This is a genomic window from Enhygromyxa salina (genome assembly GCF_002994635.1).
Taxonomy (GTDB): Bacteria; Myxococcota_A; Polyangia; order Nannocystales; family Nannocystaceae; genus Plesiocystis; species Plesiocystis salina_B.
Genome location: NZ_PVNL01000141.1, coordinates 1 through 14164 on the forward strand (window position 1 = coordinate 1; position 14164 = coordinate 14164).

General features: G+C 67.6%; 16 protein-coding genes. 9 read left to right on the forward strand and 7 right to left on the reverse strand.

Annotation, left to right across the window (positions count from 1 at the left end; all coding sequences use genetic code 11):
• Window positions 1-373 precede the first annotated feature (373 nt).
• Window positions 374-1081, reverse strand: coding sequence for a hypothetical protein (locus ENSA7_RS39095; RefSeq protein ID WP_146158662.1), 708 nt, complete (start codon window positions 1079-1081; stop codon window positions 374-376).
• Window positions 1078-2694, reverse strand: coding sequence for an L-aspartate oxidase (gene nadB, locus ENSA7_RS39100; RefSeq protein ID WP_106094545.1), 1617 nt, complete (start codon window positions 2692-2694; stop codon window positions 1078-1080). The genes ENSA7_RS39095 and nadB overlap by 4 nt, the downstream gene beginning before the upstream one ends.
• Before the next feature lie 234 nt (window positions 2695-2928).
• Here nadB and ENSA7_RS39105 point away from each other — a divergent pair, with 234 nt between their 5' ends.
• Both ENSA7_RS39105 and ENSA7_RS39110 read left to right on the forward strand, forming a co-directional pair.
• Complete coding sequence (locus ENSA7_RS39105; RefSeq protein WP_244924058.1) at window positions 2929-3615, forward strand: lytic transglycosylase domain-containing protein; 687 nt, start codon at window positions 2929-2931, stop codon at window positions 3613-3615.
• 79 nt (window positions 3616-3694) lie between these two features.
• Window positions 3695-5146 carry a monooxygenase gene (locus tag ENSA7_RS39110; RefSeq protein WP_181234547.1) on the forward strand — a complete coding sequence of 484 codons (1452 nt, stop codon included), beginning with the start codon at window positions 3695-3697 and terminating at the stop codon, window positions 5144-5146.
• A gap of 19 nt (window positions 5147-5165) precedes the next feature.
• Here the strand turns inward: ENSA7_RS39110 and ENSA7_RS39115 are convergent, their stop codons facing one another.
• Together ENSA7_RS39115 and ENSA7_RS39120 are read right to left on the reverse strand one after the other, a co-directional pair.
• Window positions 5166-5546 (reverse strand): SpoIIAA family protein, encoded by a 381-nt coding sequence (locus tag ENSA7_RS39115; protein WP_146158663.1) that lies wholly within the window; start codon window positions 5544-5546, stop codon window positions 5166-5168.
• A 14-nt stretch (window positions 5547-5560) separates the two neighbouring features.
• Window positions 5561-6211, reverse strand: a complete 651-nt coding sequence (locus tag ENSA7_RS39120; protein WP_106094549.1) for an STAS domain-containing protein — start codon at window positions 6209-6211, stop codon at window positions 5561-5563.
• 199 nt (window positions 6212-6410) lie between these two features.
• On the opposite strand from ENSA7_RS39120, the gene ENSA7_RS39125 reads away from it, so the two are divergent.
• The 6 genes from ENSA7_RS39125 to ENSA7_RS39145 all read left to right on the forward strand — a co-directional run bounded on the left by ENSA7_RS39125 (window position 6411) and on the right by ENSA7_RS39145 (window position 10142).
• Window positions 6411-7148 carry a hypothetical protein gene (locus ENSA7_RS39125; RefSeq protein ID WP_106094550.1) on the forward strand — a complete coding sequence of 246 codons (738 nt, stop codon included), beginning with the start codon at window positions 6411-6413 and terminating at the stop codon, window positions 7146-7148.
• Window positions 7145-7861 (forward strand): CDP-diacylglycerol--glycerol-3-phosphate 3-phosphatidyltransferase, encoded by a 717-nt coding sequence (gene pgsA, locus ENSA7_RS39130; protein ID WP_106094551.1) that lies wholly within the window; start codon window positions 7145-7147, stop codon window positions 7859-7861. Before ENSA7_RS39125 ends, pgsA begins: the two co-directional genes overlap by 4 nt.
• A gap of 110 nt (window positions 7862-7971) precedes the next feature.
• A complete protein-coding gene (locus ENSA7_RS39135) occupies window positions 7972-8286 on the forward strand; it encodes a polyhydroxyalkanoic acid system family protein (RefSeq protein WP_106094552.1) in 315 nt (104 codons plus the stop codon).
• Window positions 8287-8470: 184 nt separating this feature from the next.
• A complete protein-coding gene (locus ENSA7_RS39140) occupies window positions 8471-8812 on the forward strand; it encodes a hypothetical protein (RefSeq protein ID WP_106094553.1) in 342 nt (113 codons plus the stop codon).
• The gene (locus ENSA7_RS44700; RefSeq protein ID WP_181234548.1) at window positions 8809-8964 is read left to right on the forward strand and encodes a hypothetical protein; all 156 of its coding nucleotides are present in this window, start codon (window positions 8809-8811) and stop codon (window positions 8962-8964) included. Before ENSA7_RS39140 ends, ENSA7_RS44700 begins: the two co-directional genes overlap by 4 nt.
• Window positions 8931-10142, forward strand: coding sequence for an adenylate/guanylate cyclase domain-containing protein (locus ENSA7_RS39145; protein WP_146158664.1), 1212 nt, complete (start codon window positions 8931-8933; stop codon window positions 10140-10142). Before ENSA7_RS44700 ends, ENSA7_RS39145 begins: the two co-directional genes overlap by 34 nt.
• 188 nt (window positions 10143-10330) lie before the next feature.
• Here the strand turns inward: ENSA7_RS39145 and ENSA7_RS39150 are convergent, their stop codons facing one another.
• Window positions 10331-10783: a hemerythrin domain-containing protein gene (locus ENSA7_RS39150; protein ID WP_106094555.1), complete on the reverse strand. Its 453-nt coding sequence runs from the start codon at window positions 10781-10783 to the stop codon at window positions 10331-10333.
• Between the two features lie 205 nt (window positions 10784-10988).
• Here ENSA7_RS39150 and ENSA7_RS39155 point away from each other — a divergent pair, with 205 nt between their 5' ends.
• The gene (locus tag ENSA7_RS39155; protein WP_106094556.1) at window positions 10989-12401 is read left to right on the forward strand and encodes a hypothetical protein; all 1413 of its coding nucleotides are present in this window, start codon (window positions 10989-10991) and stop codon (window positions 12399-12401) included.
• Window positions 12402-12571: 170 nt separating this feature from the next.
• Here the strand turns inward: ENSA7_RS39155 and lspA are convergent, their stop codons facing one another.
• Both lspA and ENSA7_RS44705 read right to left on the reverse strand, forming a co-directional pair.
• Window positions 12572-13282: a signal peptidase II gene (gene lspA / locus ENSA7_RS39160; protein WP_181234549.1), complete on the reverse strand. Its 711-nt coding sequence runs from the start codon at window positions 13280-13282 to the stop codon at window positions 12572-12574.
• A gap of 169 nt (window positions 13283-13451) precedes the next feature.
• Window positions 13452-14164: hypothetical protein (locus ENSA7_RS44705; protein ID WP_181234550.1), on the reverse strand; the 713-nt coding region annotated here is incomplete at its 5' end.

Consider the following 14164-nt stretch of genomic DNA (forward strand, 5'->3'; position numbering starts at 1 on the left):
ATGGATCGGCCGCGCGCGAACTCGCGCATGTGAGCGTGATTGCCCGTGAGCTCGGTTCTTGGCTCGGCGGGCGGCGCTGGCTTGCTTCTGGGCTTGGGAAATGGCCACGCAGGCTTCTCGGCCCGCGAGTGGTTCGTTTGCAGACTCTCTGCTTGGTTTCTGAGTTCCTGATCAAAAGATCAAACCGAAGACTCCAAGTCCGGTGTTGAAAAGATCAAACCGAAGACTCCAAGTCCGGTGTTGAAACCGGATCTCCAAGTCCGGTGTTGATCACCAAGTCCGGTGTTGATCAAAAGATCAAACCGAAGACTCCAAGTCCGGTGTTGATCACCGAACCGAAGACTCCAAGTCCGGTGTTGAAGTCCGGTGTTGATCACCGAATCTCAGAAACCCGCCACCCCTGCGACGTCTGCTCAAACGTAATCGCCCCACTAGGATACCGAAGCACCGCCCGAGCATTATCCGCCGAGTAACTAACCGCCCCAGGCTCCTCCAGCGCAGTCTCGATCGCATCCGCCCGAGCCGTCCAGTCCTCCCCAAGCTGCTCCAGCAACTCCGTAGCCAACACCCGCTCCAGCTGCACCCCAGACACCGACCGCAGCGCAGCGATCAACGCCCGCGCCGTCGCAGCCGGCGTCGACGTATCCGGAATCCCCGGCAACCCATCAACCACCAAAAACCCCACGCTGGTGTGCGTCCAGTGCAGCAGCACCCCCCCCTCATGGGTCGTCGTCCCCGTCAACACAGGCGTCTCCCGGTCCGCATCGATCCCCTGCAGAGCCTCGAGCGCCGCCTCATGCTGCGCCTTGCTGCGATCCCAGCGCGCCCGAAATTCCGCAGGGTCCGTCCGAGCCTGAACATCCGGTGCAAGCAGCGCAAACGCAGCCTCGGGATCATCCGCGCGCAGCGCAGCCGCATACGCGTCCCGCAGCCCCTCCGGACTCCGCTTCGCCCCCGCGGCACAACCCATCATCACGCCAGCGCACACCCCCACGCAGACCAACCCCCAACCTGATCGAGAACGGTCCCCCAGCGAGTGTGCCGGGCGAGCGAAGCGGGCGTAGCGGATGAGCAGGTTCATGGTCCGTCTTGGCGAGTGAAGATCGTCTCCCGAGCCTGGTCGGGGTCGGTCTGCGGGTAGTCGAGAGTGTAGTGCAAGCCTCGACTCTCTCGCCGCCGCGAGGCGCTCTCGACCATGAGGTAGCCAACGAGGGCGATCGAGCGCAGCTCGAGCACGTCGCGCGTGAGCCGGTAGTGCCAGTAGTACTCGCGGATCTCCTGGTGCAGGGTCTCGAGCCGTCGCCGCGCGCGGTCCAGGCGCTTGTCCGAGCGCACGATGCCGACGTAGTTCCACATCAGCGCGCGGACCTCCTCCCAGTTGGCGGTGACCATCACGGCCTCGTGCGAGTCGGCGGCGTCCCCCTCGTTCCACACCTCGACCTTGGTCGGCGGCGCGACGCTGAATTCCTCGCAGACCTCGGCCGCGCCCTTGGCCAGCACCACGGCCTCCAGCAGCGAGTTGCTGGCGAGCCGACAGGCGCCGTGCATGCCGCTCATCGCAACCTCACCGATCGCCATGAGCCCCGGAATCGACGTGCGCCCCCACGGATCCACGACCACGCCGCCGCAGGTGTAGTGCGCGGCGGGGACCACCGGGATCGGGGCCTTGCGCATGTCGATGCCCAGCGCGGTGCAGCGGGCATGGATCGCGGGGAACCGATCGACGACGAAGTCGGGATCGAGGTGCGTCATGTCGAGCAGCACGTTGTTGGCCCCGCTGCGCTTGAGCTCGGCGTCGATCTCTCGGGCGACCACGTCGCGCGGGGCCAGGCTGCCCATCGGGTGGCGGGACTGCATCAGATCCTGGCCACCGATCGTGCGCAGGATCCCGCCTTCACCCCGCAGCGCCTCCGAGATCAGGAAGCTCTTGGCGTCGGGGTGAAACAGGATCGTCGGGTGGAACTGCATGAACTCGAGGTTGCCAACCTCGGCGCCGATCCGGTACGCCATGGCGATCCCGTCGCCAGTCGCGATGTGGGGGTTCGAGGTGTAGCGGTAGACCTTGCCCGCGCCGCCGGTCGCGAGCACGGTCACCGGCGAGACGAACGCGAGCACCCGATCGTTGACGATGTCGAGCGCATAGCAGCCAAAGCAGCCGCGATCCCGCGGTCCCCCGTCGAGCTTGGCGAAGCTGAGCAGATCGATGACGTCGTGATGCTCGAGGATCTGGATGTTGGGGTGACGCTCGACCGCCTCGATCAGCGCGCGCTCGATCTCGGCGCCGGTCATGTCGCGGTGGTGGACGACGCGGCGGTTGGAGTGGCCGCCCTCACGGCCGAGCTCGAACGGCGACCCGTCGTCGCTGCCCGCACGATCGAACTGGACACCAAATTGCTCGGACAGCCCCAGCACGATCCCCGGGCCGAGCTCGACCGCGCGGCGGACCATGGCCTCGCGGCACAGCCCCGCGCCGACCGCCAGGGTGTCGGCGACGTGGGCATCGAGGCTGTCGTCGGGCGAGAACACCGCAGAGATTCCACCCTGCGCCCACCGAGTGTTCGACGACTCTCGCCGGTGCTTGGTGAGGATCGTGACGGTGCGGCGATCGGCGACCTGCAGCGCGAAGTACAAGCCCGCGAGGCCGCTGCCGAGCACCAAGGTGTCGGTGTGATGGACGTGGGGCGCGTTCGACACGGGCAGGTGTCTCGGGAGGAAACCGGTCGCTGGGCGGGGGTGGCCGCACAGACGCGGCGAGGGTATCGCTTTGTCCCAGTCTGGAGTAGCGCTGTTTGTTCGGTGACCGGCGGCGGTGCTGTTAGACTGGCGGGGATGTGCGCGGAAAGCTCCTCCAGGCCTAGTGGTGGTCCGGCTGCTGCGCGCTCGCGGGTGGTTGGCCGGCGCTGGCGCGCGGTGAGGGTGAGCGTCGGCTTGGCTGTCGCTGCGCTGCTCGCGAGCCCGGCCTCCGTCGACGCGGGCAAGCCGAATCCCAACAGCAACAACTATTTCAAGTACACGGACGAGGACGGGGTCCTCCACATCACCAACCGTCCGCGCGGCAAGAATGGCGACTGGAAGCTCTACAAGAGCATCGCGGCCAACCGGACCAACCTCGCCGAGATCTCGCGCGGGCCGGGCAGCGCCGGGTCGACCAACCTCGCGCTCGACAGCGAGAAGGCGCATCGCTACGACGCGTACATCCGCGGCGCGGCGCGGCGCTATCAGCTGCCGGAGTCGTTCGTGCGCGCGGTCATCCACACCGAGAGCCGCTACAACCCCAACGCCGTGAGCCGGGCGGGGGCGATGGGCCTGATGCAGCTGATGCCGGGGACCGCGAAGTTCCTCGGGGTCCCGCAGCCGTTTGATCCGCGTCAGAACATCTATGGCGGCTGCAAGCTGCTGCGCCTGCTGGCCAACCGCTTCAACGGCGACATGGTGCTGGTCGCGGCTGGGTATAACGCGGGGGCCGGGGCGGTGGTGAAATACGATGGGGTGCCGCCCTATGTGGAGACGCGGGCCTACGTGAAGGGCGTGCTGCGGCGCTACTACGCGTACGAGCGGCAGGCTCAGCTCGGCGGCGGAGAGCTCCGCCGCGGGCCAGCGCGCAACATCCTGTGAGTCAGAGCCGCCCGAACGGGGCGCGTCCAGACTGGCCTGTGACCATCGTTTCTTGGTATCAGGCATCATGGCTTGCCAGATGTTGACCAAGATCGCGCAGCTCTCTACTTGGTGCGGCCTGGCGATGGGTCTCTCGCTCGTCTCGCTCAGTGGGTGTGGCGGCGACGGTCAGGGCAACGAAGTCGCCGACCCCGACACGACCGGCGACGGCGACTCGACCACCAGCGACTCGACCACCAGCGACTCGACAACAGGCGACGGCGACGGCGACCCGGTCGCGGCGCTCACCTACTGGAAGGACGCCAAGCCGATCCTCGACCAGTACTGCGTCACGTGTCACCTCGCGGGGGGCATCGGCCCGTTCGCGCTGGAGACCTGGGCGCAGGTCCAGGAGCTCGCGCCGATCTTGCCGCCCTCGATCGGGGATCTGACCATGCCCCCGTGGCCGCCCAACCCCGACTGCAACAGCTTCGAGGAAGATCGCAGCCTGCCCGTCGAAGCCCGCGAGCTGTTGCTGGCGTGGATCGACGCGGGCTACCCCGAGGGTGACATCGCCGATGCGCCTCCGGATCCGACGCCGCCCGAGCCGTTCGTGCCGGACTTCATGCTCACGATCCCGGAGGTCTACACGCCCAGCGCGACGCCCGATGACTATCGCTGCTTCATGGTGCCGTGGCCCGAGGAGCTGACCGAGCCGGTGTTTGTGACGGGCCAGGTCGTATACCCCGATCAGCTCGAGCTGGTGCACCACGTGATCAGCTTCGTCGCCGACGAGGATGAGGCCGAGTTCTATCACGACCTCGACGCCGCCGAGCCCGGTCCGGGCTACGAGTGCTTCGGTGGGCCCGGCAAGCTCGACTGGACCGCGCGCTGGCTCGGCGACTGGGTGCCCGGCATGGACGCCTGGCGGGCTCCCGAGGGCACGGGAATCGAAGTCAAGCCGGGCTCCTGGCTGATCGTGCAGGTTCACTACAGCACGATTGGACAGGATCTCGGTCCCGATCAGACCACGCTTGGGTTCCAGATCACCGACGCGGTCGAGCGGCCCGGCACCTTCGTGCCGGTCACCGACTACCGCTGGCCGTTTGGCATCGCGCCCATGACGATCCCGGCCGGTGATCCCAACGTGCATCACTCGGCCACGCTGCCGCGCAACGGCGAGCTGTTTCAGTTCACGCTCGGCGTGCTCGGGGTCGGCCCGAACGAAGAGATCGACATCTGGCGCAGCGCCCTGCACATGCACCTGATCGGGACCCACGCGAAGCTCTCGATCTTGCCCAGCGAGGGCGGCGAGGACTGCCTGCTTCAGGTCGACGACTGGGACTTCAATTGGCAGGGCGACTACATGTTCCAGCAGCCGCGCAGCTTTGGGGCCGGCGACACGATGCAGCTCGACTGCTGGTACGACAACACCGAGGCCAACCAGCCAATGGTGAACGGTCGGCCCAAGCAGCCCGAGACGATCGGCTGGGGCGACGGCACCTACGACGAGATGTGCCTTGGGGTCGTGTACGCCGCCCGCAAGCTGTGAGCCCGCGCGGCGGCGGAGCTCAAGCTGAGCGCCGCGCCTGGCCGTGGCTCTCCAGCCAGGCCAGGGCCTCGCGCTCGCTCGTGAACATGCGAAGCACCGCGTCGCCCGAGCGAGTGAATCGCAACATCAGGTTGATCGCCGCGCGAACGATCGGGCTGGTCACGACGACGGCGAGGGCCGCGAAGTGTTCGTTGAGGGTCGGAAAGTACCGGCGGACGTCGGGCGAGTACTCGGTGCCCTTGGCGACCTGCGAGAGCACCAGTCCCCGATGGTGGGGCGCGCCAGGGGCGATCAGTGCCGCGAACGCGTGCCCGTCCGCGAGGGTCACGTGCCCAGAGGTTTCGATCCGAAGGTAGGGGTTTCCGCTCGGGGTGGTCGCGTCTGAAAATACAAATGGCATGGCAGCGAGAGTCTTCAGCTCGGGTCAGCGCGATAGTTCGGATGGGCCGCACCGCTGGGGCGCTTTGATTGTTTCTCGGAGAGCACCAACGCGAGCGCGTCGGAGACTCGACCCAGCGTCTTGAACTGGGTGGGGTCGACCCCGAGACCCACGATCTGCCGGGCAGCTTCGGCGCTGATTCCGGTGATGAGGCAAGCAGTGCCGATCAGACGCAGCGAGCGGACCAACCGCAACAGCGACGACAAGGTCGCCGTCGAGACCTTCTCGACGCCAGTGAGATCCAAGATCACGTGGGTGGCCCGCTCGGAGCTCACGCGAGCCAGCAGCGTGGCGCTAATATTGCTGGCGCGCTCGTTATCGATCGGGCCGATCAGCGGCAGCGCCAGGACGCCAGGCCAGACCGTGATGATCGGGGTCGAGAGGGCGGCGACGAGCGCGGCGGACTTGACGGCGAGCTGCTCGCCCCGAGCGACGAGCGCCTCATGCTGGGTCTGGTTCTCCGTCCGACGAAGCACCAGCTCCTCGAGCAAAAAATTGACGCCGACTTCAACCTCGAGAAACTCGTCTTCGACATCGTCGAGCGGAACGCGGACCTCGTAGTTACCTTCTGCCGCCGCGATCAGGCTTCGCAAGATGCGCTCAATGCGTAGCGTGTCGACGGCCACGTCCCGATTCTATACTCCGCAGGCGTCACGGGGATGCCCACGCTCGAGCAAGATCCAGACGAGGCGCGTCGTCAATCGACACCGAGCGTCATCCCGACTGATGACCAACCGGCCACCCCACGGCGTCCCCGCACGGTGAGCGTCTTCATGACGCGTCCGCGTTGCCCACGCACTGGCGCGCGGGTTAGCTTCTGGCCCAGTGGCGACCACCGACATCCCGGGCGTGACCAGCTTCGCGTTCAGCCGCCTGCTGACCCCGGAGCCCGGTACCGACACACTCTCCCTCACGCGAGATGGCCACCTGCTCGTCAACGTGACCGGCGAGACCATGACCCGCACCGACTCGCTGCTGGTCTGCAGCGAGAATCTGGAGATCCGCCCGCTCAATCGGCGGATGCAGGGTCGCGCGGTACCCGACGTGTTTCGGCGCCTGGCCTCGCTCGAGGGCGAGGGCTACCTGATCATCTCTCGCGAGAACGAGCGCTTCTATCCGCTCCGGCTCGAGCGTGACCTGTGCTTCTTTGTCGAGCCCCTGCTGTGGGCGCTCGATGCCACCTTGATGTGGGACGTCGGCATGCTGCCGGGCTCGCGTGACACCAGGGGCATCTCGCTGGTCCGCGTGGCCGGCGAGGGCATGGTCGCGCTGCGGGTCTCGGGTGAGCTGGTCGCCGTCAAGGTCTCGCCCGAGCGACCGCATCGCGTGCACGCGAGCGGGTTCGTCGGGTGGGTCGGCAATGTCGTCCCCGCCGCCGAGCGTCGCAGCCCGTTCTTGCGCTGTGAGGGCGAGGGCGCGGTGTTCGTGGCGTTGCCAGGCGGACGCGCGAGTGGCTCGGGCCGGCACGAAACCACGCTCGAGCTGAGCGACTCGGACCTGGTCGAGGTCGTCGAGCCCGCGCGCGCAGCCGGCTCGGGTCGTGGGACGAGGGAGCCCGATTGAGCGGCGCCGAGACTGACGACGGGTCGGGGCGCGTGCCGGGGTCGGGGCGTGGGGCCGGGCGCAAGTCGGGTCGAACCCGACGGCGGCCCCGGCTCGAGGGGTTCAAGCGCGAGATCCTCAACCTGCCCAACATGATCACGATCGGGCGGATCTTGATGATCCCGCCGATCTTGATGCTGGTCGACAAGACCGATCCGTTCAAGGGCGTGCTCGCGATGGCGCTGTTCCTGATCGCCGGCGGCCTCGACGTGCTCGATGGCTGGCTCGCGCGTCGGCGGGGCCTGGTGACCTTCTTTGGCAAGTTCGCCGATCCCCTGGCCGACAAGATCATGGTCATGGCGCTGCTGGTCTACCTCTGCGCCGAAGGCCGGGTGCCACCGTGGCTGATCGCGGTCTTGCTGGGCCGCGAATTTTACATCTCCGGGCTGCGCACCATCGCTATCAACGAGGGCATCGAGATCACCGCGGGCGCCGGGGGCAAGGCCAAGACCAGCTTTCAGGTGATCGGGATCGCCTGCGTGCTGATCTACTTCCCGTACCGCGCGCCGTGGGGTGGGTGGCTGCGCTTCCACGACATCGGACTGCTGCTCTTGTATGTCTCGGCGGTGCTCTCGGTGTGGAGCGCGTTCACGTACACGAAGGGGTTCATCGACGCGCTCGCCAACCAGACCGAAGAGGTCAGCGTGGACGACGACGACGGCAACATTAGCTGAGCCGTCCTACAGCGCAGCCATGTTCGCACCCTGAGCTCGACAGTCGCGCGGGCCAGTGCCGTCCACCGGCGTTTGCGACCACGGATCCAGACGCCTAGACTGTCGGCCCCGTGACACACGACATCCCCCACGACCTCGACTTCGCCCTCGCCAAGCTCGCCGCCGACAAGGCCGCGGTCGCCTACAAAGAACGATTTGCCGAGTACGAGTACGAGTACAGGTGGGCCAACGAGTCGCGGGTCGAGCTGAACTTCACGGTGCTGGGCAAGCGGCTGTCGGGGGTAATGACGGTCAAGCCCAAGAAGCTCGAGCTCGAGCTCGACGTGCCCCTGCTGTTTCGACCGTTCCGTGGCAAGGCGCTCGAGATCATCGAGAAAGAGGCGCGGATGTGGCTGCAAAAAGCGAAGAACGGCGAGCTGGGCTGAGCGAGCTGTCAGCGCCACACGGGCTGTCGTCGGAATCGCCTGCTACCAGCAATCAACGCCGAGCCCAGGCGAAGCCTCTAGCGAATCGCCTCGACGCACCAACGTTCGCGCGAGCCGCCTGAAAGCCAGGGGCGCACCCGTGGTTGCGTTGACGCGATCGATGCACGGGAGGCTGTGCGCGATCATGCGCACAACCACGCTCGCCACGCTGCTGACCTCGGCCTGCAGTGGCGCGTCGACGGCAGGGTTGACCGGCACATCGACCAGGCTGCTCGACCTGCCGATCGACGCCGCTCCGCTCGCGGGGGCCTCGTTCGAGTCCGGAGTCGCGCTCCCGCCCAAGCTCCCCCTGCCTGCGTATCGGCTGCCTCCCCCGGTCGTCGAGCCGCCGTCCGACCTCTCCCGCCTGGTCATGGTCGTGCCGATCGAGACGCTGGGGGTCGCGGGCCCGACGATCGGCGGGATGAGCATGGCCGAGTCTCGCACCACGCTCGCGGGCTCAACGCCAAGGCGACGCTGCGCGTGAACGACAACTACACACACGATCGCGCCCGGCCGATCGCCGGCGGTGGCGTCGACGAGCTCGCCCACGCCAAGGTCGCCAGCCGCGATCTCAGCCGCCGGTTTCCGACTACCATCCGGTTGTGGCACGCCCGCAAGTCCGCGCTGTGTTCTTGAAGCCGGAGCTCTCCCCACGCACGGAGCTCCCCTATCAGGCCGCTGGACTCATCGCCCTGTTCAACCACGTCGGGCTGCTCACGCTGTTCGCGGCCTTCGCGATCTGGCCGATGGTCGTGTTCAACTTCCTGAGCATCGCCATCTTCGTGGTGGTGCTGGTCCTCATTCGTCAGCGGCGAGTCGGCCTGGGTCTGTTCATAGCGATCGGCGAGGTGATCGTCCACCAGATCCTGGCCGTGCACTTCACGGGCTGGGAGCCGGGTTTTCAGCTGTATCTCCCGTTGGTCGGTGCGCTCCCGCTCATGCTCCCGCAGGTGCCAACAGCGCGGCGGTTCGCTCTCGCGTCCATACCGGTGCTCGCGTTCGTGGCCTTGTTCTTCCTGCATGATCCTTCACCGCCCAACCCCTTCCCGGAGCCCGTGGCCAATGTTCTTCAGCTCATCAACCTACTCATTGCGTTCTGCGTCCCGTGGATCTTCGTCTACTACTTTCGTCACGGCGCAGAGCTGGTGGAGGCCGATCTTGCCCGAGCGGCCCTGCGCGCCGAGAAGCTCCTCAACAGCATCCTGCCACCCTCGATCGTCGAACGGCTGCGCGAGGGCCAAGTCGTCGCCGACTCCTTCGACGACGTCTCAATTCTGTTTTGCGACATCGTGGGGTTCACCTCGCTGGCCCAGAAGAAGTCACCCGAGGCGCTGGTCCGAATGCTCGACGAGGTCTTTGCTGACTTTGACGATCTCGTGGAGCAGCGGGGTCTCGAGAAGATCAAGACGATCGGCGACGCGTACATGGTCGCGGCCGGCGTGCCCGAGGCCCTCGAAGATCACGCGCAGCGGCTCGCGGAGCTCGCCCTCGCGATTCGGGCGTCGAGCCGCGACTACGCCGCCAACACCGGCGAAGCGCTGTCGCTTCGGATCGGCATGCACCGCGGCGTCGCGGTCGCGGGGGTGATCGGGAAGAGCAAATTTGCGTACGACATCTGGGGCGATGCGGTGAACACCGCGGCTCGGATGGAGTCGCACGGTGAGCCCGGGCGCATCCACATCTCATCGGAGATGGCCGACGTGCTGCGCGATCGCTTTGAGGTCAGCCCGCGCGGCGAGATTGAGATCAAGGGCATGGGCGTCATGCCGACCTTCTGGCTCGAGGGGGCTCGCCCGGGCGGCGGGCCTCGATGACGGTCATTCGCCCACGCCGATCGACGGCATCTCGCCCACGCTTCGCGCCAACGTGTCCTTCGCAAACTGGGCACCGCGGGTGATGCAGCTGCACCCCGCCGCGCAGGCGCGGTGAGGCTCAGCTCTGGCGACGAGCGCTGGTGCCACGATCACGGCCTCTGCCACACGCGTAGAGGGGCGAGCGTCACTCAGGCGACCTTGCGTGCCTCGGTCTGCTTCGCGGCGTCGAACTCGATGACCATCTCGCGCTTGCGCGCCTCGGACAGCACCCGACCCGCGAGCGGAAAGATGTTCTTCTCCTCCTCGAGCATGTGGTGGCGCAGCTTGTCGGTGAGGGTCTTGAAGCGAGCCAGCCAGCCCGTGCTCGAGTAGTCCTTGTCGAGTAGCTCCTCGATGATCGCCTCGATCTCGTGGTGCTCCTTGACGGAGTGACCCGCGAGGTCGCGGCTCTGCGTCGCCGCGAGCAGCTCGGAGTAAAATACCCGCTCCTCGGCGCGCGCGTGGGCGCGGACGTCATCGGCGAGCTTGGGGAACAATTCGTTGCGCCCCCGCGAGTCGCCGGAGGTCCGCTCGATGATACGGGCGAGGGTTCGGTGCTTGTCGTGGTCCTCGCGAATTCGGGAGAAGATGTCGTCGGTCATGAGCGAAGAAAGTGCAGGCGCCGTGCCAGGCGCTCGCGCTCGAACGGGGCGCTGGGGCCCCCGCGGCGTGTCGAGCCGACACGCCGCGTGTCGAAACGGCTCAGCTCGCCGGCGACTCACGAGCCCTCGCTCGCGCCGGGGAATGCCGTGCTCTCCAGCATCCATTGAAGCGTCGCCGGGGCGGGCGCGAGTGTAGGATGGCGCGGTGTTGCCTCGCCACACCCTCGAGTCGTTCGTTGCGCTCGCTTGCGTCGCGCTCGCCTGCACCGAGCCCAGTCCGCCCGCCGAAGCCAAGACCAAGCCCAAGGTCGAAGCCAAGGCGCCGACGCCCGCGGACGACGACGACGCACGGGAGCAGCCCGTAGCGAGCGACGAGGGGGGCGAAGCCGAGGTCGAGCCGGAGCTCGCCAAGCCCGACCTGTGCGGCGTGACCGAGCCCCGCGCAGCCGATGCAGCCTACGCCCGTGCCTGCGTCTATCTCGGGACCGCGGGCGAGGCCGAGCGCGCGGCGGCCGAGTCGGGTCTCACACCGCCCGAAGGCATCCCGAGCGACTGGCAGGCGATTCGCAGCGACGCGGGCTTGTTGTTCGCGCCGCCCGACTGGGTCGTGGTCCGCGAGGGCGACACGCTGATGGCCGTGGCCCCGGGCACGCCGGAGCAGGCCTCGGGTCACAGCTGCTCGCTGAGCGAGGCGCTGCCTGCAATCCAGACCGACATCGACAGCGCAGTGAAGATCGCTCGCGAGGAACTCGAGGGCCTGAGCGATGGCGAGGCCAAGGTCACCAAGGCGACGCTTCGCGGGATCGAGACAGCGCGGCTGCGCTACGTGGTCATGGGTGACTCGTTCCTAGAGCGGCTTTACGCCACGGCCGAGGGCGTCCGCAAGATCAGCTGTCACGACGCCTCACAGCGCGGCTTCGAGGGCGTGGTCGAGGTCGTCGACAAGATCGTCGACTCCTACCAGCGCGCGGGCGCCACGACTGACGCGCTGCCGGTCGCGCCCTGCGAGGCGGTCGACAGCTTCGTCGCGTTCCCGGGGCCCGTCGACTTCGTCAACGCCGATCTCGCGCCGCTGATCAACACACCCGGGGCGGGGCCCAGCGTCGCCCTCGCCGAACTGCTCTACTATACGCAATGCACCTATTGGGCCACGCTCTTGCCGCTCGACGGCGGACCGCGGGCCGAGGCGGTGATCGTCGGCTACGAGCGGATCGACGCCCGCGACGGTGAATTCGCGCCCGCGCGGATCCGGCTCGAGACCCGCGCAGATCCACGGATCGGTCGCGCGCCCGAGCCGGGTCGACCGGCGAGCATCCCGACCGATGTCGTGGTCATCGAGCCCGCCAACCCCGAGGCAGCGCTGTTGCCGACAGAGGCGCCGGCCGGGCTCGAGCTCGAGGCCCCCAGCGAGCTCGTCGCGGTGGTCAGCCTCTCGGGCCCCGCCGGTCCGCCCGAGATCGTGTTTGTCCGCGAGCTGCGAGACCAGCAGATGTGCCTGCTCCAGTACCGCAGCCACGGCCCCTCGACCTGGACGGTCCACACCAACAGCTGCAAGTTGGTCGTGCCCACGCAACCCGAGCCCGCCGAGCCCAACCCGGGCCCGAAGCTCGAGCGATGAGCACGCGCGGTTCACCAGCCCTCAGGCGATGCGGCAGCCTGGGCCATCGAGCGAGACCGCGTGGATCGGGCGCGAGCGTGTTGGCGAACGTCCCCGCCTGGGTCACGTTGACGCGCCACTCGAACGATATCGGTGAGCAACGAACGGACGACCCCGCCCCCTGCGAGTCGCTACGCGGGCGATGGCGCGGGGATCTCGGCGTCGCCGCTAGCCTCGATCACGTCCTCGTCCTCGTCCTCAGCCTCGTCCTCATCCTCATCGACGGCGACCGTGGCGTCCTGCTCCGCCTTCGCCGACTCGCCGTCTTTACTGGGCGCAAGCTCGCCCTCGGCGCCATGGAACTGCAAGAAGATCAGCAGCAACGCCACGCCGCACACCAACGCCGTGTCGGCGACGTTGAAGATCGGCCAGTAGCTGTCTGGCTTCCACGGGTAGTAGAACTGCAAGAAGTCGATGACACCGTGGCGCTCGACGAACTTGCCGTCCATCCACACGGGCATGATCCGCACGAAGCGGTCATGCAGATTGCCAGCCGCGCCCGCGGCGATCAGCCCGACCGCGACAAACCCGTAGAGACGCGAGGTCGGCATCTTCCAGGCCAGCCAGCCCATGTAGCCGAGCGCCAGGAACGTGACGGTGATGAAGAAGTAGCGGGCCCACGACTCGTCGCGCAAGAAGCTGAACGCGGAGCCGGTGTTGAAGCCGAACTTGAGGTAGAAGAACTGCTCGATCACCTCGACGGGCGGACCGTCCTTGAGGTGCTCCCACGCCCACGCCTTGGACCACAGGTCCAAGCCAATCGCGACGGCGAACACGATCGCGACGACGAGCAGGCGGCTAGTTCGCGAGGGCTCCGTGGGCTGGGGCTTGTCCGGGCTCATGGAGCGCGGAGGGTAGCCGTATATGCCCGCCGCAGCCATTGCCCAGCGCCCAGATGCCTGCCTGATCGGCGTCCGGACGACCGTGCGCGATATCCGGGGATGCGTGGGCTCACGTCTCGTCGACTCGCGCTCGCCGGGCGCCGGGCGGCGGGGTTGGCGGATGGCGGCATCAAAACTGACCGGCCACGCCGACGGTCACACCCCGGGCCGCGGGCAGGATCGACGGCTGAATCGCGGGGATCGACAGCCCCGTTCCTCGGCCGACAAAGCTGGGCGCGCGCCGTCGCCAGCCGCCACCGTCGTGGTAGTGCCGCAGCCGCCTGCCGCCGATCCCAAGCATGATCGGACCGCCAATTGCCGACGCGGCGATGGTCGTGGCGAGCATCGTCACGCCCAGCGCGTTCGAGCTGTTGAGCAGCGACAACCCGAGCGGGATTAAGGGGACCGCAGAGAACAGCGCCAAGGACCCGCCCATCAGCAGGCCGTCGCCCTGCGGCAGCGCGACGACCCGGTGGCGCCGAGCCCAGCGCTGGAGCTGGAAGTTGCGGTACCCACCCACGCTCAGCGCGATGATGCCGTAGACCGCGACCCCGGCCCCCGCGATCGCAATCGAGGTGACCTCTGACTTGATGTCGACACCGGGCGGCGTGTCGTTGCGCAGCTTCCAGATGTAGTAGCCGCCGCCCAGGGCGGCCAAGGGCAGCGCGTAGGCGCCCGAGACCACCAGCCAGTTGCCGCTCGGCGGCGCGCGACCGGGGTCACGCAGCTCGTCGACGGCCCGAGCTCGACCGGGTGGGCCCGAGAGTGGGTCGTGGCTCGGGGTTGTCTCGGGCTCAGCCGGCGCGGGCGGGGGGACGGCGAACTCGATGCCCGATCGCGGCT

Excerpts from the sequence above, each read along its gene's own strand:
- ENSA7_RS39140 (WP_106094553.1), top strand. The coding sequence starts at position 8,471 with ATGCGCACAACCACGCTCGCCACGCTGCTGACCTCGGCCTGCAGTGGC.
- ENSA7_RS39110 (WP_181234547.1), top strand. The coding sequence starts at position 3,695 with ATGTTGACCAAGATCGCGCAGCTCTCTACTTGGTGCGGCCTGGCGATG.
- ENSA7_RS39115 (WP_146158663.1), bottom strand. The coding sequence starts at position 5,546 with ATGCCATTTGTATTTTCAGACGCGACCACCCCGAGCGGAAACCCCTAC.
- ENSA7_RS39095 (WP_146158662.1), bottom strand. The coding sequence starts at position 1,081 with ATGAACCTGCTCATCCGCTACGCCCGCTTCGCTCGCCCGGCACACTCG.
- ENSA7_RS39150 (WP_106094555.1), bottom strand. The coding sequence starts at position 10,783 with ATGACCGACGACATCTTCTCCCGAATTCGCGAGGACCACGACAAGCAC.
- lspA (WP_181234549.1), bottom strand. The coding sequence starts at position 13,282 with ATGAGCCCGGACAAGCCCCAGCCCACGGAGCCCTCGCGAACTAGCCGC.